This is a genomic window from Bradyrhizobium sp. BR2003, assembly GCF_009720285.1.
Lineage (GTDB): Bacteria > Pseudomonadota > Alphaproteobacteria > Rhizobiales > Xanthobacteraceae > Bradyrhizobium > Bradyrhizobium elkanii.
Genome location: NZ_SMYJ01000025.1, coordinates 285276 through 308842, shown reverse-complemented (window position 1 = coordinate 308842; position 23567 = coordinate 285276). Strand labels below are relative to the sequence as shown.

Annotated in this window: 16 protein-coding genes; 6 read left to right on the top strand and 10 right to left on the bottom strand. The window is 66.2% G+C overall.

Annotation, left to right across the window (positions count from 1 at the left end; all coding sequences use genetic code 11):
• Window positions 1–2424 (bottom strand): beta strand repeat-containing protein (locus E2I15_RS18955; protein WP_196238921.1); only part of this gene is annotated, 2424 nt, incomplete at its 3' end.
• Window positions 2425–3207: 783 nt separating this feature from the next.
• Here E2I15_RS18955 and E2I15_RS18950 point away from each other — a divergent pair.
• The 3 genes from E2I15_RS18950 to E2I15_RS18940 all read left to right on the top strand — a co-directional run bounded on the left by E2I15_RS18950 (window position 3208) and on the right by E2I15_RS18940 (window position 9043).
• Window positions 3208–4473 (top strand): efflux RND transporter periplasmic adaptor subunit, encoded by a 1266-nt coding sequence (locus E2I15_RS18950; RefSeq protein WP_137482568.1) that lies wholly within the window; start codon window positions 3208–3210, stop codon window positions 4471–4473.
• Window positions 4470–7643: an efflux RND transporter permease subunit gene (locus E2I15_RS18945; protein WP_137482485.1), complete on the top strand. Its 3174-nt coding sequence runs from the start codon at window positions 4470–4472 to the stop codon at window positions 7641–7643. Before E2I15_RS18950 ends, E2I15_RS18945 begins: the two co-directional genes overlap by 4 nt.
• A gap of 209 nt (window positions 7644–7852) precedes the next feature.
• Complete coding sequence (locus E2I15_RS18940; RefSeq protein ID WP_137484046.1) at window positions 7853–9043, top strand: ABC transporter substrate-binding protein; 1191 nt, start codon at window positions 7853–7855, stop codon at window positions 9041–9043.
• Between the two features lie 72 nt (window positions 9044–9115).
• Here the strand turns inward: E2I15_RS18940 and E2I15_RS18935 are convergent, their stop codons facing one another.
• From E2I15_RS18935 to E2I15_RS18915, 5 genes are all read right to left on the bottom strand, one after another.
• On the bottom strand, window positions 9116–9508 hold the full coding sequence (locus E2I15_RS18935; RefSeq protein ID WP_137484047.1) for an MAPEG family protein: 393 nt from the start codon (window positions 9506–9508) through the stop codon (window positions 9116–9118).
• 95 nt (window positions 9509–9603) lie between these two features.
• Window positions 9604–10689: a lipocalin-like domain-containing protein gene (locus E2I15_RS18930; protein WP_137484048.1), complete on the bottom strand. Its 1086-nt coding sequence runs from the start codon at window positions 10687–10689 to the stop codon at window positions 9604–9606.
• Entirely contained in the window at window positions 10679–13138 is a 2460-nt protein-coding gene (locus E2I15_RS18925) for an ABC transporter permease (protein WP_137484049.1), read from the bottom strand. Before E2I15_RS18925 ends, E2I15_RS18930 begins: the two co-directional genes overlap by 11 nt.
• Window positions 13135–13788, bottom strand: coding sequence for an ABC transporter ATP-binding protein (locus E2I15_RS18920; RefSeq protein WP_028343545.1), 654 nt, complete (start codon window positions 13786–13788; stop codon window positions 13135–13137). Before E2I15_RS18920 ends, E2I15_RS18925 begins: the two co-directional genes overlap by 4 nt.
• A 36-nt stretch (window positions 13789–13824) precedes the next feature.
• Window positions 13825–14586 (bottom strand): class I SAM-dependent methyltransferase, encoded by a 762-nt coding sequence (locus tag E2I15_RS18915; protein ID WP_137484050.1) that lies wholly within the window; start codon window positions 14584–14586, stop codon window positions 13825–13827.
• A 223-nt stretch (window positions 14587–14809) separates the two neighbouring features.
• Here E2I15_RS18915 and E2I15_RS18910 point away from each other — a divergent pair, with 223 nt between their 5' ends.
• Window positions 14810–16138 carry an MFS transporter gene (locus E2I15_RS18910; protein ID WP_137484051.1) on the top strand — a complete coding sequence of 443 codons (1329 nt, stop codon included), beginning with the start codon at window positions 14810–14812 and terminating at the stop codon, window positions 16136–16138.
• 94 nt (window positions 16139–16232) lie between these two features.
• Here the strand turns inward: E2I15_RS18910 and E2I15_RS18905 are convergent, their stop codons facing one another.
• Together E2I15_RS18905 and E2I15_RS18900 are read right to left on the bottom strand one after the other, a co-directional pair.
• Window positions 16233–17951 (bottom strand): N-acyl-D-amino-acid deacylase family protein, encoded by a 1719-nt coding sequence (locus tag E2I15_RS18905; protein ID WP_137484052.1) that lies wholly within the window; start codon window positions 17949–17951, stop codon window positions 16233–16235.
• 166 nt (window positions 17952–18117) lie between these two features.
• A complete protein-coding gene (locus E2I15_RS18900; RefSeq protein WP_246668476.1) occupies window positions 18118–19962 on the bottom strand; it encodes a chloride channel protein in 1845 nt (614 codons plus the stop codon).
• A gap of 78 nt (window positions 19963–20040) precedes the next feature.
• Here E2I15_RS18900 and E2I15_RS18895 point away from each other — a divergent pair, with 78 nt between their 5' ends.
• Complete coding sequence (locus tag E2I15_RS18895) at window positions 20041–20493, top strand: MarR family winged helix-turn-helix transcriptional regulator (protein WP_137484053.1); 453 nt, start codon at window positions 20041–20043, stop codon at window positions 20491–20493.
• 27 nt (window positions 20494–20520) lie between these two features.
• On the opposite strand, the gene E2I15_RS18890 is transcribed toward E2I15_RS18895, so the two are convergent.
• Window positions 20521–21759 (bottom strand): MFS transporter, encoded by a 1239-nt coding sequence (locus tag E2I15_RS18890; RefSeq protein WP_137484054.1) that lies wholly within the window; start codon window positions 21757–21759, stop codon window positions 20521–20523.
• Window positions 21760–21985: 226 nt separating this feature from the next.
• Here E2I15_RS18890 and E2I15_RS18885 point away from each other — a divergent pair, with 226 nt between their 5' ends.
• Window positions 21986–23233, top strand: coding sequence for an ATP-grasp domain-containing protein (locus E2I15_RS18885; RefSeq protein WP_137484055.1), 1248 nt, complete (start codon window positions 21986–21988; stop codon window positions 23231–23233).
• A gap of 6 nt (window positions 23234–23239) precedes the next feature.
• On the opposite strand, the gene E2I15_RS18880 is transcribed toward E2I15_RS18885, so the two are convergent.
• On the bottom strand, window positions 23240–23530 hold the full coding sequence (locus E2I15_RS18880) for a hypothetical protein (protein WP_137484056.1): 291 nt from the start codon (window positions 23528–23530) through the stop codon (window positions 23240–23242).
• Window positions 23531–23567 lie beyond the last annotated feature (37 nt).

Sequence of the window (23567 nt, the reverse complement as noted above, 5' to 3'; positions counted from 1 at the left end):
GTCGTCGCCGTCGGTGACGGTGATCGCCGAATCGATCACGGTCGCGGCCTGGTTCTCGGTGTAGTTCAGCGTGTGGCCGGCCGTGACGACCGGCGCCTGGTCGACCACCACGGCGATGGTGAAGGTCTGCTGGCTGTGCAGCGTGCCGTCGCTCGCATCGACCGTGACGTCATAGGACGGGTCGGCAATGTTGATCTTGCTGGGATCGGCGACCGCGATCTTGCCGGTGGTCGCATTGATGGTGAAGCCGCCGCCTGAGGTGTCGCCGACCAGCGAATAGGTCACCGCGGGGCCGTTGACGTCGCTCGAGGATGCCGTGACGCCGGTTCCCGCGCCAACCGGCGCGTTGACCGCAACGCGGTTGGCGCCGGCGTCGGCATCGACCGGGGCCGACGGCGCGACGTCGGTGACGGCGATCGTAAAGGTTTGCGAGCTCGCCGTCGTGCCGTCGCTGGCCTGCGCGGTGACGGTGTAGGCGTGGCCGGGCGCGCCTTCGTAATCGAGCTTGGTGCTATCCGCGACGGTGATGACGCCCGTTGTCGCGTTGATGGTGAAGCCGCCGCCGGAGGTGTCGCCGATCAGCGCATAGGTCACCGGCGGGCCATTGACGTCGATCGAAGACGCCGTGACACCGACGGTCGAGCCGTTGGCCGCGCCTTCGGCGATCGCATTGGCGCCGGCGTCGCTGTCGACCGGAACCGAGGGCGGGGCTTCGGTGACGGCGATGGTGAAGGTCTGCGAGGTCGCAAGGGTGCCGTCGCTGGCCTGCGCCGTGACGGTATAGGCGTGGCCGGGCGCGCTTTCGTAATCGAGCTTGCTCGGGTCGGCGACGGTGATGACACCCGTTGTCGCGTTGATGGTGAAGCCGCCGCCGGAGCTGTCGCCGGTCAGCGAATAGGTCACCGCCGGGCCGTTGATGTCGGTCGAGGATGCGGTGACGCCGACCGTGGTGCCGACGGCCGCGCCTTCGACGACGGTATTGGCGGCAGCATTGTTGTCGACCGGGGCCGACGGCGCAACGTCGGTGACGTTGACGGTGAAGGTCTGCGTGCTGGTCTGCGTGCCGTCGCTGGCCTGTGCGGTGATGGTGTAGGCGTGGCCGGGCGCGGTTTCGAAATCGATCTTGGTGGGATCGGCGACGGTGATGACGCCGGTCGCGGCGTTGATGGTGAGGCCGTGGGCATCGCCGACCAGCGAATAGGTCACGGTGCCGCCATTGATGTCGGTAGCGTGCGCGGTGATGCCGACGGCGGTGCCGATGGCGGCGCCTTCGACCACTGTGTTGATCGCGGCGTCAGAGTCGGTGGGCGCCGACGGCGGAGCGTCGGTCACGCCGATCGTGAAAGTTTGCGTCGTCGAGGTCGCGCCGCTCGTGGCCTGGACGGTGATGGTGTAGGCGTGGCCGGGTGCGCTCTCGTAATCGAGCTTGTTCGGATCGGCGACGGTGACGACGCCCGTCGTCGCATTGATGGTGAAGCCGCCGCCGGAGGTGTCGCCGGTCAGCGAATAGGTGGTGGTTGCGGGGCCGTTCGGATCGACCGCGGAGGCGGTGATGCCGACCAGCGTGTTGACGGCGGCGCCTTCGACGACGCTGTTGGCGACGGCGTTGACGTCGACCGGCGCGCTGATCGCGACGTCGTTGACGTTGATCGTGAAGCTCTGCGAGCTGACGCCGCCATGGCCGTCGCTGGCCTGGACCGTGATGGTGTAGGCGTGACCCGGCGCGGTCTCGAAGTCGATCTTGGTGGAATCGGCGACGGTGACGATGCCGGTATTGGGATCGATCTTGAAGCCGCCATGGGAGGAATCCGATGTCAGCGAGTAGGTGACGCCGGGGCCGTTGACGTCGGCCGACGAGGCGGTGATGCCGACCGAGGTGTTGACCGCAGCGCCCTCGTTGACGGCGTTGGCGGTGGCGTTGCCGTCGGTCGGCGTCAAGGGCGGCGCGTTGCTGACCGCGATCGTGAAGCTCTGCGACGAGACGAAGATACCGTCGGTCGCCTGCACATTGACGACGTAGCTGCCGCCGGAGCTCTCGAAATCGACCTTGGAGGTATCGGCAATCGACACCACGCCGGTATTCGGATCGACCTTGAAGCCGCCATGCGAGGAATCGGACACCAGCGAATAGGTGACCGGAAGACCGATCAGGCTGGTGGATTGCGCGGTGATGCCGACCGATGTGTTGGCTGCGGCGCCCTCAACGACCGTGTTGGCGCCGGAATTGGCGTCGGTCGGAGGCGACAGGAAGCCGGGCACCGGCGGCCACGGTGTGCCGGGAGGACAGCCCAGGTAAAGATATTGCAGGCCATAGGTATTGACGAACGCCTGCGCGGCCGGATCCAGAATGATATTGCCGCTCGGATCGAGATGAAGCTCGGGGCGTGTTAAACCACCGATTGTATAGGCAGGTAAGGTCGTCATGAGCACTCCCGCGATCGGCGTGAAAGCCGATCAATAACTACAATTGTTGGGGGCGACGACGTGTGAAGAGGCTCACACGTTGAGGTTGACCACTCGCGATCCGAGATCGCACCGGTCCGCTCGCAATATGCGGACACCGCGACGGTCGCGGAGTCCCGACATCAGCAAGGTCAAATACGCTTGCCATTACGTAATCGCTTCCACTCACACTCGCCGCGAGAAAAGCCCAATGAATGTTCGAGAAAAGCGCGGCGGCCAAGAAAATTTACCGGTTGGCAATCACGACCGTATTGTCGATGTTTCCGAGTGTCAATGTGTGTCCGCGTGACACCGCGTCGTTAACCACGATTCGGCCATGCAGCGGGAGGTAGAGTATCGGAATTCGACCATTTTTAATCTTTTGTGACCCCCGGTGGTTTCTGCACTGCAGACCGAATTGGCGTTGTGTGACGAATATGTGTCGGTGATTCGCCTTGTGATTGATTCCTGGCGCGCCTTCTGTGATCTCTTCTCACCCGAAAGGCCAGTGAATCTGTCCCTTCCCGTCGTCACGGCTTCGCGATCACGTCGTAAGGCTTTCAGATTGCGCAACTATTTGCTTGATCCGGCGGCCATCTTGAACAGACTGGGGAGCGGCTACATCTGTGACGTCCGCTGCCGCGACATTGCGGTGGTCGATCGGCGTTGAATCACCGCAAGTTTGATTGCGACTTTCGTAGCCCTGCATTGATCCTGGGGGAGAGGGAATTGAGTTCGATTGACAGTACGGGGCGTGTGGCTCCGATGACCAGCGTCGAGCGTCATTCGCGTCGCCGCCATGCCTCGCGCGGCCCGTCGCTCAGGCCTTGGCTCGCCCTTGCGCCGCTCGGGCTGCTGGCCGCGCTGGCGCTCGGCGGCTGTGACAACAAGAGCGCGCAATCGCAGGCCGCGCCTCCGCCGCCGCCCGTGACCGTCGCGCAGCCGGTCAAGCGCACCGTCACCGATTGGGACGAGTTCACCGGCCGCTTCGAGGCGATCGAGGAGGTCCAGGTCCGCGCCCGTGTCGGCGGCTTCGTCAACAGCGTCGAGTTCAAGGACGGTGCGATCGTCCACGCCGGCGATCTGCTCTACATCATCGATCCGCGGCCGTTCGAGGCGGTCGTGCTGCAGGCCGAAGGCCAGCTCGCCGACGCGCGCGCCAAGGGCGAGCTTGCCAAGCGCGATCTCGAGCGCGGGCTGAACCTGGTGCAGACCAGCGCGGTCTCGGAGCAGGTCGTCGATCAGCGCCGCCAGGCGTTGCAGGCGGCGCGCGCCGCCGAGACGCAGGCCGAAGGCACCCTGAAGGCCGCGCAGCTCAATGTCGAATTCACCCATGTGCTGGCGCCGATCACCGGCCGCGTCAGCCGGCATCTGGTGACTCCGGGCAATCTGGTGCAGGGCAGCGAGGGCGGCGCGACGCTGCTGACCTCGATCGTGTCGCTCGATCCGATCTACATCTATTTCGACGTCGACGAGGCGACCTATCAGCGCAACAGCAAGCTGTGGTTCGAAGGCAGGCGGCCGAGCTCGCGCGACACGGCGAACCCGGTGCAGATCGCGTTGACCGGCGAAACCAAGCCCTCGCATGAGGGCAGGATGGACTTCCTCGACAACCGGCTCGACGTCTCGACCGCGACGCTGCGCAGCCGGGCGGTGGTTCCGAACAAGGATCTGTCGGTCCTGCCCGGCCAGTTCGGCCGCGTCCGCATCATCGGCTCCTCGCCCTATGAGGCGCTGCTGATCCCGGACAGCGCGGTTGCCACCGACCAGTCGCGCAAGATCGTGTTCGTGGTCAAGGATGACAACACGGTGGAGGCGAGGGCGGTCGTGCTCGGCCCGCTCGATGACGGCCTGCGCGTCGTTCGCGAAGGCCTCAAGGCGGAGGATCACGTGATCGTCGACGGCCTGCAGCGCGCCCGCGTCGGCGCCAAGGTGACGCCGAAAATGGCGCAGGCTCCGGCGGATTCCAAGCCTGCGGCAGGCGACAAGCCCGCGGCCGCCGACAAGCCCGCCGCAGGTGCCAAACCATGAATCTCGGCAGGCTCTCCATCAACCAGCCCATCCTCGCGATGGTGCTGTCGATCGTGCTGCTGATCGTCGGCGCGATCGCCTATCCGACGCTGCCGGTCTCGGAATATCCGCAAGTGGTGCCGCCGACCGTCGTCGTCACCACGCAATATCCGGGCGCCTCGGCGCAAACCGTGTCCGACACTGTCGCCGCTCCGATCGAGCAGGAGATCAACGGCGTCGAGGACATGCTGTATCTCTACAGCCAGGCGACGTCGAACGGCCAGCTTACCATAACCGCGACCTTCAAGCTCGGCACCGACCTCGACAAGGCCCAGGTGCTGGTGCAGAACCGCGTCGCGATCGCGCAGCCGCGGCTGCCCGAAGAGGTGCAGCGCAACGGCGTGACAACGCGCAAGAACTCGCCCGACATCCTGATGGTCGTGTTCATGCTGTCGCCCGACGACACGTTCGACCAGCTCTACATCTCCAACTACGCGCTGCTGCAGGTCCGCGACCAGCTGTTGCGGCTCGATGGCGTCGGCGACATCCAGATGTTCGGCGCGCGCGATTACTCGATGCGGCTGTGGCTCGATCCCGACCGGATCGCCAATCTCGGTCTGACCTCGACCGAGGTGCTGGCGGCGATCCGGGCGCAGAACCTGCAGATCGCCGGCGGACAGATCGCCGAGCCGCCGATCGCCGATCGCGCATTCCAGCCGAACCTCGTCTTCACCGGCCGCCTCAAGGACATCAGGCAGTTCGAGGACATCGTGGTGAAGGCCGGCTCCGACGGACGCACGGTACGTCTGCGCGACGTCGCCCGCGTCGAGCTCGGCGCGCTGTCCTACGCCACCAACAGCTTCCTGCTGCGCAAATCCGCCGTCGCGCTGCTGGTGACGCAGCGGCCTGGATCGAACGCGCTCGCCACCGCCAAGAACATCTCCGACACGATGGAGCGGATGAAGGCGAGTTTCCCGAAGGGGCTCGACTACAATATCGGCTACAACCCGACCGAGTTCATCGCCCAATCGGTCCACGAGCTGATCAAGACGATCTACGAGGCGATGGCGCTCGTCGTCATCGTCGTGCTCGTGTTCCTGCAGGGGTGGCGGCCTGCGATCATCCCGATCATCGCGATCCCGGTGTCGCTGGTCGGCACCTTCGCGGTGATGGCCGCGCTCGGCTTCTCGATCAACAATCTGACGCTGTTCGGTCTGGTGCTCGCTGTCGGCATCGTGGTCGACGACGCCATCGTGGTGGTCGAGAATGTCGAGCGACATCTCGAGCATGGCATGAGCAGGCGCGACGCTGCGCTCAAGACCATGGAGGAGGTCGGCGGCGCGCTGGTCTCGATCGCGCTGGTGCTGTGCGCGGTGTTCGTGCCGACCGCCTTCCTCGGCGGCATTTCCGGGCAGTTCTTCCAGCAATTTGCGGTGACGATCGCGGTCGCGACCGCGATCTCCTGCTTCTGCTCGCTGACCCTGTCGCCGGCGCTGGCCTCGCAGATCCTGGTGCCGCATGAGGAGAAACGCCCGCCGGCGCGCTGGAACATCATTGCGCGCGGCTGGGACAGCTTCACCGCGCTGTTCAACCGCGTGTTCGACCGGCTCGCGCACGGCTATGCATCGGTGGCCGACTTCGTGATCCGGCACACGGTGGTGATGCTTGCGCTCTACCTCGTGCTGATTGGTAGCGCCGGCTGGCTGCTCGCGACCACCTCGCAGGGCTTCATTCCGGCGCAGGATCGCGGCTACGTCATCATCTCGGCGCAGCTGCCGGGCGCCGCGTCGCTGGCGCGGACCACCGCTGTTGTGCGCGAGATCGAGCGGATTGCGCTGGATACGCCGGGCATCGTGCGCGTCGCGGCGTTCGCCGGCTTCTCCGGTGCGACGCGCACGCAGCAGGGCAATGCCGCGGCGTTGTTTCCGGTATTCGACGAGCCGGAGGCGCGCCTGAAGAAGGGGCTGACGGCGAACGCGATCACGGCCGAATTGCGCAAGCGTCTGTCGGTGATCCAGGGCGCCTTCATCATCGTCATTCCGCCGCCGGCCGTGCCCGGTATCGGCACCGGCGGCGGCTTCACCATCCGTGTCCAGGATCGCCAGGGGCGCGGACCCGAACTGCTGGCTTCCGCGACCGACGAACTGGTGACAGCCGCGCGCAAATCGCCGTCTCTCACGTCGGTATTCTCGCCGTTCACCGCGAACACGCCGCAGCTGTTCGTCGACATTGATCGCGTCAAGGCGCAGAAGCTTGGGGTGCCGATCGCCAACATCAATGACACGATCCAGACCTATTTTGGTTCGACCTACGTCAACGACTTCAACCTGTTCGGCCGCACCTATCACGTTACCGCGCAAGCCGATCTGCCGTTCCGGAAAGACAGCCCCGATCTCGCAAGGCTGCGCACCCGCAACGTCGCCGGCGACATGGTGATGCTCGGCAGCATCGTGGACTTCAAGGACGTCTCGGGACCCGACCGCGTCGCGCGCTACAATCTGTACTCGGCGTCCGAACTGCAGGGTGAGCCGGCACCCGGCGTGAGCTCGACGACGGCGCTCAACACCATCAAGCAGCTCGCCGACCAGACATTGCCGAGTGGCTTTTCCTTCGAATGGACCGACCTGTCCTACCAGCAGGTCACCGGCGGCAATGCCGGCCTCTACGTGTTCCCGATCTGCGTGCTGTTCGTCTATCTGGTGCTGGCCGCGCAATATGGCAGCTGGACCTTGCCGTTCGCGGTGATCCTGATCGTGCCGATGTGCCTGTTCGCGGCCACGATCGGCGTGCGCATCATGGGCCAGGACGTCAACATCCTGACCCAGATCGGCTTCGTGGTGCTGGTGGGCCTGGCCGCCAAGAACGCGATCCTGATCGTCGAGTTCGCGCGCGACATCGAGCTCGAGGGCCGATCGCGGCTGGACGCGGTGATCGAGGCCTGCCGGCTCCGTCTGCGGCCGATCCTGATGACCTCGTTCGCCTTCATCCTCGGCGTGCTGCCGCTGGTGGTGTCGACCGGTTCGGGCTCGGAGATGCGGCAGGCGGTCGGCGTTGCCGTGTTCTTCGGCATGCTCGGCGTCACCCTGTTCGGCCTGGTCTTCACGCCGATCTTCTACATGGTGGTGCGCAACCTCGCGGAGGGAAAGAACGAGGGCAAGCCCGCGGAGCCCAAGGCAACTGTGGCGGGGTGAGGGCGGCACCCAACGTTTCGCAGCAAAGGCAAGTCCTTCCCCGTCACCCCCGCGCAAAGGCGAAGCCTTTGCGCGGGGGTGACGGGGAAGTAGCAAGTGCTGTCGACGCAGCCCATACTTTTGGCTGAGCGGAAATCGATGGGCAGGCGTGGGGTAATAAAATAATGTCGCGCCGATTTTCCTGATAGAAACTGCTGGGAGAGCATGAAATGAAGTCCGGATTTTTGGCCGCGGTCGCGGCTTGCAGCCTGATGCTTGCGGCGCCGGCGACGGCCCAGGGCGTCAAGATCGGCATCCTGAACGATCAGTCCGGCGTCTATGCCGACTACGGCGGCAAATATTCGCTCGAAGCCGCGCGGATGGCGGTCGAGGATTTCGGCGGCGAGGTGCTGGGACAGAAGATCGAGATCGTTACCGCCGACCATCAGAACAAGCCGGACCTTGCGACCGCGATCGCGCGACGCTGGTACGAGGTCGAGAACGTCGACATGATCACCGAGCTCACGACGTCGTCGGTCGCGCTCGCGGTGCAGGAGCTGTCGAAGGAAAAGAAGAAGATCGACATCGTGGTCGGCGCGGCGACCTCGCGCATCACAGGCGATGCCTGCACGCCCTACAGCTTCCACTGGGCCTATGACACCCGCGCGCTCGCCGTCGGGACCGGCGGCGCGCTGACGGAGGCGGGTGGCGACACCTGGTTCTTCCTGACTGCCGACTACGCCTTCGGCTACGCGCTGGAAAAGGACACCAGCGACATCGTCGTGTCGAAGAAGGGCAAGGTGGTCGGCTCGGTCCGCGTGCCGCTCAATTCGTCGGACTTCTCGTCCTTCCTGCTGCAGGCGCAGAGCTCGAAGGCCAAGATCATCGGGCTTGCCAACGCCGGACTCGACACCACCAACTCGATCAAGCAGGCGGCCGAGTTCGGCATCGTGCGCGGCGGCCAGAAGCTTGCCGGCCTGTTGATGACGCTGTCGGAGGTGCACGGTCTCGGGCTCGAGGCGGCGCAGGGTCTCGTGCTCACCGAGGGCTTCTACTGGGACCACGACGATGCCTCGCGCGCTTTCAGCGAGCGCTTCTTCAAGCGCACCAGCCGGATGCCGAGCATGATCCATGCCGGCACCTATTCGGCGACGCTGAGCTATTTGAAGGCGGTGAAGGCCGCCGGCACCAAGGACAGCGAGGCGGTTGCCGCCAAGCTGAAGGAGCTGCCGGTCGATGACGCCTTCGCCAAGGGCAAGGTGCTCGCGAACGGCCGCATGGTGCACGACCTCTATCTGTTCGAGGTCAAGAAGCCCTCGGAATCGAAGAAGCCGTGGGACTATTACAAGCAGATCGCCGTGGTGCCCGGCGACAAGGCCTTCTTCACCGCCAAGGAAAGCGGCTGCCCGCTGACCAAGTAAGGCGTGGCTGGTGAAACAAACATCGGTGTCGTCCCGGCGAAGGCCGGGACGACGGCGGAATATGTGGCGGCGTTACGCGTGGACCAGCCGCCACACCGCGCCGCCGATCGCGCCGACCCAGAGGATGACGCAGGCCAGCGCCTGGATGGCGAAGCCGGGGCTGCGTTTCGCCACCGCTTCGCGATAGCCGATGAAATAGACGATGCGGCCGATCACCCAGATCGCGCCGACCGCCGCGGCCGCGGCATCGCCGACATAGATCGCGAACAGCCAGAGCGACGGCAGGAAAATCGGCGTCCATTCCAGCGTGTTCATCTGGATGCGGTAGATGCGCTCGAAATCCGGATTGCCCGTGATCGCCGGCAGCTTGACCCCGTAGACCGCGCGGGCGCGGGCGACCTGTAGCGCGAAGAAGAAGTGCAGCGCGACCGCAAGGCAGGTGACGATGGCGGTGTAGTGGTACATGTCAGGCGTGTCCTCTTTCCATTGGCCCCGATGTGATGACGGGACAGCGAAGCCGGGTGTGACATGCGGGGCGGCGCCAATCTTCCGTCGGCGACCTAGTATCCGGTCATCTCAAGATAGCCGATTCCGGCGTGGCTGCCTGCGAAGCGGATCGGGCCTTCCCAATAGGGGAAGCTGGTTCCCATCCAGGCCTTCGGATTGAGCGGCGTGGTCTCGATGGCAAGGCCGCGCGCGGGCAGGCTGACGCGCCATGACGTCGGCAGCTTGCGGCCGTCGATCTCGGTGGTTGCGAGCGGCGCGATGCTGTTGCCGCTGGCGGCGATCTCGGCCGAGCGGCCGTCCGGCATGATCCAGTTGCCGAACAGGTTTTCGCGGCCGTCCTTCTGGCGCAGCCGGTACAGCATCAGCTTCTCGTCGCCGGGCAGATGCAGCGAGAACCAGTCCCATCCGGTCTGGTCGGCCGCCAGTGGCTGGCTGCTCCATTCGCGATCCATCCACGCCGAGCCCGTGACGTCGACCGGTCTGTCGTCGATGACGATGCGGCCGGCCGCCTTGTAGAACGGCTGGCTGTAGTAGTAGGAGGCCTGTCCGCGATCCGACTTGCGGCTGTAGCCGTGGTCGCCCTGCAGCACCAGCGCGCGGTCGGCTTCGAGCCGCAGCGCGGTGCTGAAGTCGTCGGCGGAGGCCTTGAGCTCGAGCGGCGCGACACGCTGCGCATCGAACGCGTCGCGCCCGCGCAGCTCCCAGGCGTCGATCCAGGCGTGGAACGGCGTGGCTTCGACACCGGCCTGCCCGACGCCGCCGCGGGCAAAGGTCTCGCTGAAGCGGTGCGAGCCAGCGCTGGTCACGGCGGCGTGGCCCATCCAGAGCTGCTGATTGGCCCAGCCGTCGGCCGGTCCGCCCGCTTTCATCGCCTGGCGGAACAGCGTCCATTGCGCGCCATAGGTCGCGCCGCTCGTGTCGGACAGGTTGGCGGTTACGTACCACCATTCGATCCGGAATTCCGGATGCGGGCCGTGGTCCGCGGGGAAGGTGAACGGCTTGCCCGGCGTGACGGTGGCAAATGCTTCCGCGGTCTCGCCGAGCCCGGCAAAGCCCTGCGCAAACGTCTTGCCGCCGAGCGCGAGCCCCAGCGCACTGCCGGCAAAGGCGCGACGGGTGATGATGCCGCTAGCGCTCATTGACAAAGATCCTGATCAGGCTGGCCGGCTGCATGCGCGCCAGTCTGGCGACCGGGAGCGCCGCCGCGCAGAATGCGGCGGCCAGCGCCACCGCGAGCAGCTCGATCAGCTGCAAGGGAAATATGTGGAACGGCAGCCGCCAGCCGAACGCCTTGACGTTGACGATCGCAAGCAGGCACCACGCCACCAGCAGGCCGAGCGGCAGCGCGAACAGGGCCGTGATCAGTGCGACCGCCATGGTCTTCAACAGTTCGAGCGCGGCGAGCCGCCGCCGTGTCAGGCCGATCGCCCAGAGCGGCGCCAGCTGCGGCAGCCGCGAATTGGCCAGCGTGAGCAGGCTGGTCAAGAGCGCGATGCCGGCGACGCCCAGCGTGAAGGCGTTGAGCGCGGCGGTCACCGAGAAGGTGCGGTTGAACACCCGCTTCGATTCCGCTTTCATCCTCGCTTGGTCGGCGATGTTGCGATCATCGAGCCCGAATGTCTCCTGCAGCGCCGTGACCAGCGGTGCGATCTTGTCCTGCGCTATGCGGACGCCCATCCGCGTCATTGGCGTCTGCGGGAAGCGTCGGGTCAGCGCGGCGAAGTTGACCGCGATCTGGCCCTTGGGGTTACCGTAATCGGCATAGATGCCGACGATCTCGAGCGGCCAGTTGCCACCGGGGGCGGGCACCTCGACATGATCGCCGATCGCCAGCTTCATCCGTCGCGACAGCTGCTCGCTGACGAGGCAGGTGTCGCCGGGCCGCAGCCGAACCCACGCATTCGCGGCGCTTTCGAGCAACGGCCAGTTGTCGCGATAGGTGGCGTGGTCGGGCAGGCCGAGCACCTCGATCGGCGCGCCGCCGAACTGGGTGTCGGCGCGGCCGCCGGGCAGGATGGCCTCAACCTCGGGCCGGTCGCGCAGCCATGCCTTGATCTCCTTCGCCTGCTGATCGCTGGCGGCGCTGATATAGACGTCGGCGGCGAGGCGGCCATCGAGCCAGACCAGGAAGCTGCGGTTGAAACTTTCCACCATGGTGCCGACGCCGACATTGACCGCGAGCGCAAGCAGCAGCGCCATCAGCGCAAGCGACAGTCCCGACAATTGCTGGCGACTGTCGGCCCAGAACCAGATGCCGACCGGCGCCCGTGCGCTTTGCTGGCCGAACGCGAGCGCGATTTGCAGGACCATCGGCAGGATCAGCGCCGCGCCGAGCATCAGCGCGGCGAGCACGGCAAAGCCCGCGATCAGGGAATCGCCGAACTGGATGAGGCCCGCGGCGACCGCGAACACCGCAAGTGCCGCCGCGCTCTGGATGATCAGCCAGCGCCGCTGCGCCTGTTGCCAAGCCTGCGGCTGCGCCGTCGCCAGCACCGGCATCCGGATCGCCTCGGCAAGGCTCGCGGCCGCCGCGGCGAGCGCGCCCAGGATGCTGATGGCGATGCCGGCGAACCACCAGATGGGTTTGAGCGAAAGCTGCCCAGGGATCTGCGCGCCATAGAGCCCGCGCAGCGAGGCCGCGACATCCGGCAGCAAGGTCGCCGCGATGAAATAGCCGCAGACGAGACCGATCAGGCCGGCGACCAGAGCCAGCGATACCAGCTCGATCACCAGCACGGTGTTGAGCATTCGCGCCGAGACGCCGCAGGCGCGCAGCGTGCGTAGCATCGGCAGCCGCTGCTCGAAGGCGAGGCCGATTGCGGAGTTGACGATGAACAGGCCGACGAAGAACGACAGCAGGCCGAACGCAGTGAGGTTGAGATGAAAGCTGTCGGTGAGGCGTTCGAGGTCGCTCTCGGCGCTCGGCTCGACGAGGCGGAGCTTATCACTCGCCACGCCTTCCAGCGCTGCGTGCGGCGCTTTGGACTTGCCGACGAGCAGGCGGGAGACCTGGCCGGGCATTTTGAGGATGTCCTGCGCGATGCCGATATCGACGATCAGTACGCCGGGCGCGAGCTCGGCCTGCACGCGCAGCGGCGGCAAGCTCGTGCCGTTGGCCTGTGGCCGCTCGCCTTCCTTGAGGCCGAGATCGCGCAGCGTTTCCGGTGCTACCAGCATCTCGCCCGGCGGCGTGACGAAGGATTGCAGGCTGCCGCGTCCGACCGCCGGCGCGTTACCGACCTCGGACGGCAGCGTCACCGGCTCGACGCCGAGCACGCGGAAGCTGCGGCCGTCGATCTGGACCCGGCCCTCCAGCATCGGCGATACCGGCCAGCCGGCACGGCGCAGATCGACGAACAATGTTTGCGTGAAGGTCGCGCTGTCCTTGGCGACCAGCATTGCAGTGCGCGATCCGCCGAAGGTCGCGGCGGCGCGGTCATAGGCGATGCGCGCCTGCTGGTTCAGCGCCTGCACGCCGCTCCACAGCGCCGTGGCTGAGATCAGTCCGATCAGCAGCGTCGCGAGCTGCATCGGATGCCGCCGCCAGTGGCTGAGCAGCACCGCGAGGATCCACAGCGCGCGCCTCATGCGACGATCCCGGCATGCAAAGTGACCTGGCGGTCGAGCGTCGCCGCGAGCCGCGCGCTGTGCGTGACCATCAGGAAGCCGCAGCCGGTGCGGGTCACGAGATCGCGTGCCAGTGCCAGCACCTCGTCGGCGGTGTCCTCGTCGAGATTGCCGGTCGGCTCGTCGGCGAGCAGCAACAGCGGCTTTGGCGCCAGCGCGCGGCCGATCGCGACGCGCTGCTGCTGACCGCCGGACAATTGCTCGGGATAGCGCCTGAGCAGGCTTTTCAGGCCGAGGCGCTCGACCAGTTCGTCGTGCCAGGCGGCGTCATGCCGGCCGGCGATGCGCGACTGAAACACGAGATTGTCCGCGACCGTCAGGCTCGGGATCAGGTTGAACTGCTGGAACACGAGGCCGAGCCGGTCGCGGCGCAATTCGGCGCGGCCGGCGTCGTTAAGGCGGGAGACGACGATGTCGGCGAGGGCGATCTCGCCGCTATCGGCGGCATCGAGCCCCGCGATCAGATGCAGCAGCGTGCTCTTGCCGCTGCCGGATTCGCCTGATAGCGCCACGCTCTCGCCGGTTGCAACGGCAAGGTCGACGCCGCGCAGCACCGCGACGTCTTCGCCGGCAGAGCGGTAACTCTTGGTCAGGCCGGTGACGCGAAGCACCGCGGCGGTCTGGTCAGATGAAGCGATGGCCGTGCCTCATTGCGGCTTCTGGTATTTCAGGACGAACTCGTCGATCGGCACCGGTGCCTTGAAGACGGGAATGTCCTTGGGGTCCTCCGCATGATGCAGGAAATCGCCCTCGGCCACCAGCTTGAAGCCGGCCGCCTCGATCTCCTGCTTCAAGGTGCTCTCCTCGATCCGGTGCAGCGTCTTGGCGACACTGGTGCCTTCGCCCGTCTTGGCCGAATGATCCGCGATCACGAGGAAGCCGCCCGGCTTGAGCGCGGCGAACATCTTCTTGTTCATTGCGGCGCGGTCGACCGGCAGATAGGTGATGTCGTGATAGAAAAAGAACAAGGTGATCATGTCGAGGTCCTTGACCTCGGGCGGGATCGGGTCGTCATAGTCCCGCACCACATGGACCACATTCTTCATCGCCGGCGCCTTGGCGCGGGTGTCGAACCTGTCCTTGACGAAGCGCTCGAGCACGGCCGCGGAATCCTGCGCGTAGACCTTGCCCGACGGGGCGACGGTGCGCGCCAACAGTTCGGTGCTGTAGCCCGCGCTTGCCGCCATGTCGAGGATCGTCATGCCGGGCTTGACGCCGGCAAAAGCGAGCATCTTGGCCGGTTGCCGGCGCTGGTCGACCTGGCGATCCGCATCGCTGCGATCGGGTGCGGCGACGATTGCCGCGTAGTCGGGATTGGCGGCGTCTTCCGCGCGGACTTGAGGCACGGCAAGCAGCGCGGCGGACACGAATGCAATGCGGGCGGCCGCACGTAGGATCGATCTGTTCATGAAAAACCCCGGGCTTTTCGTTGGCCCTGAACATAGCAGCCGGGGCATGACAGTTCACAGCTCCACCGGCGCGACCGACGCGATCGTGATCAGGCCGCTGGAAGCGCTCCGGGTCGTACTTCCCCGAAGAAATGCGGTGTTGCGTTGCACGGCGAGGCGTGGCTAGCATCGCCGGACGGGGCCGATTTTACGAAGCCAAAAACGAAACGACGGGGAGCCGGACATGACGACGCAAGCGACGTCCAAGAGGACGTCAGAGGGGCTGTCAAAGGGGACGCCGAAGGGCGCCTGGCAAATCACCTTCCTTCTGTTCCTGTTCATGGTGGTGAACTTTGCCGACAAGATCGTGGTCGGGCTCGCCGGCGTGCCGATCAAGAAGGAAATGGGCCTCACCCAGGAGCAGTTCGGCGATCTCGGCTCGTCATTCTTCCTGCTGTTCTCGATCTCGGCGATCGTCGTCGGCTTCATCGTCAATCGCGTGGCCACCCGCTGGGTGCTGCTGATCCTGGCGGTGATCTGGTCGCTGGCGCAATTTCCGATGGTCGGCACCGTCAGTTTCACGACGCTGGTGATCTGCCGCATCATCCTCGGCGCCGGCGAGGGGCCGGCCTTCTCGGTCGCCGCGCACGCGATCTACAAATGGTTTCCGGACGAGAAGCGCACGCTGCCGACGGCGATCCTGTCGCAGGGCTCCGCGTTCGGCGTGATCCTCGCAGTGCCTGCGCTGAACTGGATCATCGTCAATCACAGCTGGCATCACGCCTTCGGCGCGCTCGGCATCGTCGGCCTGATCTGGGCCGTCGCCTGGTTCGCGCTCGGCAAGGAAGGGCCGCTGGTGTCGACGTCTGCCGTAACGGCCGATGAGCCGCGGATTCCTTACCTGAAGCTTTTGACCTCGCGCACCTTCATCGGCTGCGTGGTGGCGACCTTTGGCGCCTATTGGGCGCTGTCGCTCGGGCTCACCTGGTTCACGTCCTTCATCATCGAGGGGCTCGGCTTCTCGCAGCACCAGGCCGGCTTCGTCTCGATCCTGCCCTGGATCTTCGGCGCGACGATCGTGCTGCTGACCGGCTGGATCTCGCAGCTGATGCTGGCGCGCGGCTTCACCACCCGCGGCGCGCGCGGCGTGCTCGGTTCGGTGCCGCTGATCGTCGGCGGCGCCATTCTCGCGATGCTGCCCTATGCGCCGCCCGGCGGGATCATGATCGCGCTGCTGGTGATCGGCTCCGGCCTGTGCGGCTCGATCTATGTGGTGTGCCCGCCGATGCTCGGCGAATTCACGCCGGTGTCGCAGCGCGGCGCGATCATCGCGATCTACGGCGCGCTCTACACGATCTCGGGCATCCTGGCGCCGATGGTGATGGGCAATGTGATCCAGCACGCGGCCACGCCGATGGCCGGTTACATGTCCGGCTTCACCATCAACGCGGCGATCATGGCCGGCTCCGGCCTGCTCGGATTGCTGCTGCTGTGGCCGAACACCGAGCGGGCGCGGCTGACCGGCACGTCGCAGCCGGCAGACACGATCAAAGGCGCGATGTCGCCGACGTAAGGGGGGCGCCCCCTTAGAGACTTGCTCCACCTTGCCTCTCCCGTTGCGGGAGAGGCCGGAGTCTGCCGCGACTGTCTTGTCTTAGTTCAACCCGTTAGTTCAAGCCCCGCGCGCCGCGGACGAGCTTGCCCGGACGCGCGCCGGTGGCCTTGCCTTCGCGCTGGGTCACGATGCCCGACACGATGGTGGCGTCATAGCCGTCGACCTGTTGCAAGAGGCGGCGGCCGCCGACCGGCAGGTCGTAATGCACCTTCGGCGGGTGCAAATGCAGACGGTCGTAATCGATCACGTTGACGTCGGCCTTGAAGCCAGGAGCGATCACGCCGCGATCATGCAGACCGACCGACAGCGCGGTCTTGCGCGACTGTGCCGCGACAACGAACGGGATCGAGAGCTTCTCGCCGCGGCTGCGGTCGCGCGTCCAGTGCGTCAAGAGATAGGTCGGGAAGCTGGCATCGCAGATAATGCCGCAATGCGCGCCGCCGTCGGAGAGGCCGGGCACGGCACTCGGCTCGCGCAGCATCTCATGCACGGCGTCGAGATTGCCGTCGGCATAGTTCAGGAACGGCACATAGAGCATGCCGCGGCCCTCGTCAGTCAGCATCGCGTCATAGGCGAGTTCTTCCGGCTGCCGGCCCTGGCGGCGCGCCTGCGGGCCGAGCGCATTTTCCGGCGGCTGCTCGTAGTCCGGCGGATTGCCCAAGAGATACATCTTGTCGTAGTTCGGCCGGAAAAACAGCGGATCGTCGGTCGCCGTTGCGGTCTCGCTCAGGATCGCCGCGCGCACCTCGGGCCGGCGCAACTGCGCGAGCCGCTCGGCGAGCGGCAGCCTGGCGATCTCGCGATAGCTCGGATGGGTCTGGAACGGATTGCGCGACAATTCGAGCCCGAGCAGCAGGCCGACCGGCCGCGCCGCGATCTGGGTCGTGATCGACAGGCCGCGGGCGGCGGCTTCATTGATGGTGTCCATGGTCTGGCGCCAGCGCCGCGGCGCCTTGTCGGCCTGGGCGACCGAAAACGAGATCGGACATCTTGTGTTCTCGGCGACCCGCAGCATCATCGGCAGGTCTTCGTGCACAGTGCTCTGGTCGAGCACGAATTGCAGCACGCTGCGGCCGACGCCGTGCATCGCGCCGGCGATCGCGGTCAGTTCATCTTCGCCGGCCTTCAGCGTCGGCGTGTAGTCGCCGGTCGAGGTGCGGTGATTGAGCGTGCGCGAGGTGGAGAAACCGAGCGCGCCCGCACGCACGGCGTCGCCGGCGAGCGCCGCCATCGCCTTGTTGTCCTCGGCCGTTGCGGGATCGCGGCGCGCGCCGCGCTCGCCCATGACATAGACCCGCAGCGCCGCATGCGGCAGCTGCGCGCCGATGTCCATGTCGAAATTGCGCCTCGACAGCCACTCCATGTAGTCGGGAAAGCTCTCCCACGCCCAGGGAATGCCGGCGGAGAGCACCGGCTCCGGAATGTCCTCGACGCCTTCCATCAGCTGGATCAGCCTGGTGTGGTCGCTCGGCCGGCACGGCGCGAAGCCGACGCCGCAATTGCCCATGATCGCCGTGGTGACGCCGTTCTGCGACGAGGGCGTGATGTCCTGGCTCCAGGTCACCTGGCCGTCGTAATGGGTGTGGACGTCGACGAAGCCGGGCGCGACGAGCTTGCCTTTGGCGTCGATCTCTTCCGTGCCTTTTGCCGAGACCTTGCCGACTTCGGTGATCTTGCCGTCCGAGATCGCGACATCGGCTTCATAGAGGTCGCCGCCCTTGCCGTCGGCGATGGTGCCGCCGCGGATCACGAGGTCTGGGGTCGAGGTCATGGCATTTCATCCCGAGGCTGGTTTTGGTTGACGGCATCATGGGTCAGCCCCTGATGCTGTCAACCAGCGCCGATGAAGCTCTGGGATGCGCCGGCGACGATTTGCCAGCTGGGATCGCGCGTTGCGCCCGGCGGAAATTTGTTCCGCCGGGCGAATCGCCGCGAAGCTAGCGCGCGCCGAAGAACGCGGTCTTCTGGGTCTCTTCGGCCTGCAGCCTGGCGCGCACCCGCATCAGGTCCTTCCAGCCGATATAGCCGACGAGGCGCTGATCCTCGCGCGAGATCACAGGCAGATGCGAGACGTTGACCTGCATCAGACGGTCGGCAAGCCGGTCGAGATATTCGTCGGGATAGGCGACGGTGATCTTGCTGCCGGCCAGCAGCTGCTTGAGCGTCGCGGTGCGATGCTTGCCGGCGCGGCGCCAGCGCAGCACGGAGGGCGGGTCGATCACGCCGAGCACGTGATGGCTGGCGTCGACGACGGGAAAGCTCGGGTGAGCTGTCTTCGGGTTGGTCAGGAAGGCGGCCGCGCCGTGCAGCGTCATGCTGTCGGCGACGGTCTCGACCGCCTTGGTCATGACGTCGCGCACGCGGGTCAGCGCGAACGGATCGACGCGGTACTCGCGCACCAGATGATGGCCGCGCCGCGCCACCTTCTCGGTCAGGATCGAGCGCCGCATCAGCAGCACCGTGACGCCATGCGCGGTGCCGCAGGCTGCGATCAGCGGCAACAGCACGTGGGTGTTGCCGGTGAGCTCGACGGCGAAGAAGGTCGCGGTCAGCGGCGAGCGCATCGTGCCGCCCATCGTCGCCGCCATCGCCAGCAACGCCCAGAAGCCAGGGCTCGCTTCGGGCAGATAGCCGCTCAGCGCCGTTCCCATCGCGCCGCCCATGATGAGCAGCGGCGCCAGCACGCCGCCCGACGTGCCCGAGCCGAGCGCGACCGACCAGATGACGGCTTTCACCACGAGCAGCAGCAGCGCGGCCCTCAGCACGACGTCGCCGCTCAGCATCGACGCGAGGTTGTCGTAGCCGACGCCGAGCGCCTGCGGCTCGATCAGCCCGCCGAGGCCGACGACCAGGCCGCCGATCAGCGGCCACCACATCCAGTGGATCGGCAGCTTGAGGAAGATGTCCTCGCAGCCATAGACCAGTTGGGTGAGCACGCCCGACAGCAGCCCCGAGAGGATTCCGATCAGCATCCAGGCGCCGAGCTGCAGCACCGAAATGTCGACGCCGCCGGTGAACGGAAACAGCGGCGCGGGCATGTGCAGGAAGGTGCGCCCGACCGCCGCCACCACGGCGGCGACAGTGACGGGAATGAAGCTGCGTGGCGTCCATTCGAACAGCAACAGTTCGACCGCGAGCATGATCGCGGCGATCGGCGTTCCGAACACGGTGGTCATGCCGGCGGCGGCGCCGGCCACCAGCAGGGTCTTGCGCTCGTTGTCGCTGACCGGGAGCATCTGCGCGATCAGCGAGCCGATCGCGCCGCCCGTCATGATGATCGGGCCCTCGGCGCCGAACGGGCCGCCGGTGCCGATCGACACCGCCGACGACAACGGCTTCAGGATCGCCACCTTGGGGTTGAGCCGGGAACGGCCGAGCAGGATGGCCTCGATGGCTTCCGGAATGCCGTGCCCGCGGATCTTCTCGCTGCCGAAACGCGCCATCAGCCCGATGATCAGCGAGCCCCCGACCGGCACCAGCACGGTCCAGAGGCCGAGCGGCGAATCCTGCAATTTCAGGTCGGCGAAGCTGAACTGGCCGAAATAGGCGATGTTGGTGGCGAGCTTGATCAGCTGCAGCAGTCCCGCACCGGCCAGCACGCCGGCGGCGGAGACGAACACGGCGATCGCCGAGATCACCACGACGCGGGGATCGGTCGTGAAGTCGCTCAGGAGGTGGCTGGCCTTGTCGCCGATCTTGGCGTTGGTCTTGGCGTTGGTCTTGGCGTTGGTCTTGGCACTGGTCTTGGCGGCGGCGCTCGATTTGGTGGAAATGACGCTCATTGGTGGCGTAAGGCTCGGGTGAAGTGGACGCGAGGCGTCATATCGCATTGCGATATAATTACAAGCGGGAGACATCGAATGGCAGCGTTGAAAGGACCGTCGAAATCGCCGCGGCAGGACCCAAAGCGGGTTCCCAGCCAGGCCGATTACGAGACGCTGTCGCAATTTCGCTATCTGATCCGCCGCTTTCTTGAGTTCAGCCAGGATGCCGCGAAGGCCGCGGGCCTGACGCCGCGGCAGCATCAGGCCTTGCTGGCGATCAGGGGCTATCCGGGCGGCGGGCCGGTTGCGGTCGGTGACCTGGCCGAGCGGCTGCGGCTTCGTCACCACACCACGGTCGAACTGGTCGACCGCCTGTCCGATGCCGGGCTGGTCGAGCGCGTACTGGATCCCGCCGACCAGCGGCGCGTGCTGCTGAAACTAACCGGCCGTGCGGCCGATCATCTCGCCGAATTGTCGGCGGTCCATCTCGATGAGCTGTCGCGGATCGAGCCGCTCCTGAAGCAGGTGCTGTCGCGACGGTCGGATTGACCGCGCCGCACGCACGACGTTCGTGCGTCAGGCGCGCGGGCTGGCGGTCTCGGCCTGATATGCCAAAGCCTGCGGCTTGCGCTCGGTGACCAGAGCAAGCAGCACGGTGAGCACCATGAACACCACGGATGTGCCGAACACCCAGTGCGGCATGTGCTGGTCCATGATCCAGCCGAACAGCAGCGGGCTCACGATACCGCCGAAGTTGAAGCCGGTGGAGACGATGCCGAAGGCGCGGCCGGCGGCGCCGGGCGGGGCCGCGTTGCGCACCATCATGTCGCGGGACGGCGCGATCACGCCGCCGAGGAATCCGGCGAGCCCCATCGCCAGGGTGAGCGCCACCGGCGGCAGGTTGAGCAGCGCAATCAGCAGCACGAGGGCGGCATTGACCGCGAAGCAAGCCGCTGCGACCTGGCTGTGGCGGTGGGTCCAGTCGGCGAGATAGCCGCCGGCGAGCACGCCGGCCGCGCTGGCGCCGAGGAACGCGGTCAGCGCGATATTGGCCGTCGAGAACGACGCGCCGTAACCGCCCATCAGTGCGACCACGCCGAAATTGTTGATGCCCGAAGTCGACAGGCTGAGCAGCGTGAAGAAGGCCGTCAGCACCATCAGCGCCGGCGTGATCACGCTCGCCTTCGATGCCGTGTCGTCCTTTGCCTTGTTCTTGTTGGCGCCGGCATCGGGAATGCCGAGCACGATCAGGAACAGCGCCACCAGCGGACCGACCGCGCCGGCGACGATCAGCGCGCCGAGGCCGCCGATCGAGGCGACGAGTGCCGCCATGATCGCGGGCGCAACCGCGCCGCCGAGGAAGCCGGCAAAGGTGTGGATCGAGAAGGCGCGGCCCATCCGCGCCTCGTCCATATGAGCCGAGAGGATTGCATAATCAGCCGGATGATAGACGCTATTGGCGAGGCCAAGCAGCACCGCGCAGACGATCAGCGACGTATAGCTGAGATGCAGGCCGAGCCCGATCAGCGCGCAACCGCCGACGGTCAGTCCGATCAAGAGGATCTTGCGCGCGCCGATATGGTCGGCGAGGTAACCGATCGGCGCCTGGGTCAGCCCGGAGACCACCGCGAACACCGTCAGCGCCAGGCCGAGTTCGACATAGCCGACGCCGAGCTGCTGCTTCAGGAACGGGAACAGCATCGGCAGCACGAAGATATGGAAATGGCTGACCCAATGGGCGACCGAAATCCCGGTCAGCGTGCGCAGCGCGCTGTCGGCTTTCGCTTGCTGCGGTGCGGCCAGAACGTCGACCATGTCGTCGAAAACCCCAGTTCCATAGCGTTTTCAAGCGAAGTGGGTACCGGCTCGCGTGAAGAAAACGCGTCAAACAAAATGCCCGGCAGGGCCCGCCGAAAATAGAGATTGGCCGCTAATTGTCCATGAACGCGGGCGCATGGCTGCCCCCGGCGCGGGCGTGCCGGATCGACACATGCGGCATTAAATGCGGCGACAAAGCGCGGCGGCACGGCGATGATCGGCCATGATCGACGCCAAAAAGCCGCTCCAGGTGCTTGTGTCAGAGGGCTCCAGCACCTCCGGCCGGGAGGCGATCACGATCCTGGGGCTGGCCGGCCATCACGTCGAGGTTTGCGACCCCTCGCGCTGGTGCCTGGCGCGCTACTCCCGCTTTGTCCGCAAATACCACCATTGTCCGCCGCTGCGGTCAGATCCGGCCGGCTTCCTGCGCTTCGTCGAGCGCCTGTTGGCCTCGCGGCATTTCGATGTACTGCTGCCGACCCATGAACAGGGCTTTCTGTTCGCTCGCGCCGCGGCGGGGCTGGCATCACGTACCGGCCTCGCGCTGCCGGATTTCGCCAGCTATCGCGCCGTGCACAGCAAGGCCGGCTTCAGCCGTCTGCTCGACCGGCTCGGCCTGCCGCAGCCAGCGACCCGGATCGTGAACTCGGCCGAGGAGTTGCGCGAGGCAGTGCGGTTTCCATCCGTGGTCAAGACGTCGGTCGGCACCGCCAGCCGCGGCGTCTGGTTCGTGCGCGATACCGGCGATCTCAATCGCGCGCTCTACGACCTCGAGTCCGCGGACGATTTTGCCGGCGAGGTGCTGGCGCAGGACCTGATCACCGGCACGGTCGAGAAGGCGCAGTCGGTGTTCTGCCACGGCACGCTTGTCGGCTTCCATGCCTACCGCCAGATTGCGGCCGGTGTCGGCGGCGGCGAGGCGATCAAGGAGAGCGTGAGCCGGCCGGCGATCCGCGCCGGCCTCGAGACCATCGGCGCGCATCTTGGTTGGCACGGCGCGCTCTCGGTCGACGTCATCATGCCGCTCGACAGCGCAACGCCGCTGCTGATCGACTGCAACCCGCGGCTGGTCGAGCCGATGAACGCCTTTCAGTCGGGCGTCGATCTGGTCGATTTGCTGCTGCGCGTCTCGCGCGGCGAGACCCCGGCGCCGCTCGCCGAGGGGCGCGCGGGGGTGCGGACGCATCTGGCGATGCAGGCGCTGCTCGGCAGCGCATCGCGCGATGGCACGCGGCGTGACCTGATCCGGGAATGCGGCCGCATCGCCACGGGCGAAGGGCACTATCGGGGAAGCAGCGAAGAGCTGACGCCGGTGCGGCTCGACTGGCTCAGTGCCGTGCCGCTTGCAATGACCACGGCGTTGCTGCTGGCATCACCGCAGATCGCCTCATCGCTGGCGCGCGGTGGTTTTGGTGCGCATCTGCTCGATCGCGGCAGTATCAAGGCGATCGAAAACGGCGATTTTCGATAGTATCCCTCAGTGCGAACTCACTGCAGGACCTTGTCCGCGCGCTTCAAGAGCTAGGGTGGGATCTCGACGCCCACGGCCCGGGCCGCCTGCGAGGGCCGGAAGGCGCTCGAGCTTCGAGTCGGCAAATCGCGGCTCGATGACGATGTCGCGTCCCTCGAGATAGCCGCGGTCGGCGAAGTCGCTCAGAAGGTTCTTCTTGATGGAGTCGAACAGCGGAGACGGGCTGCCGTTGACGAGGATTCCTACCTTCCTGGGGGCTTGTTGCGCACTGGACGGGTCGCACGTCGACGCGATCATGCAGAAGAACCGTGAGCACCGCCTTCGCAAACCTCAT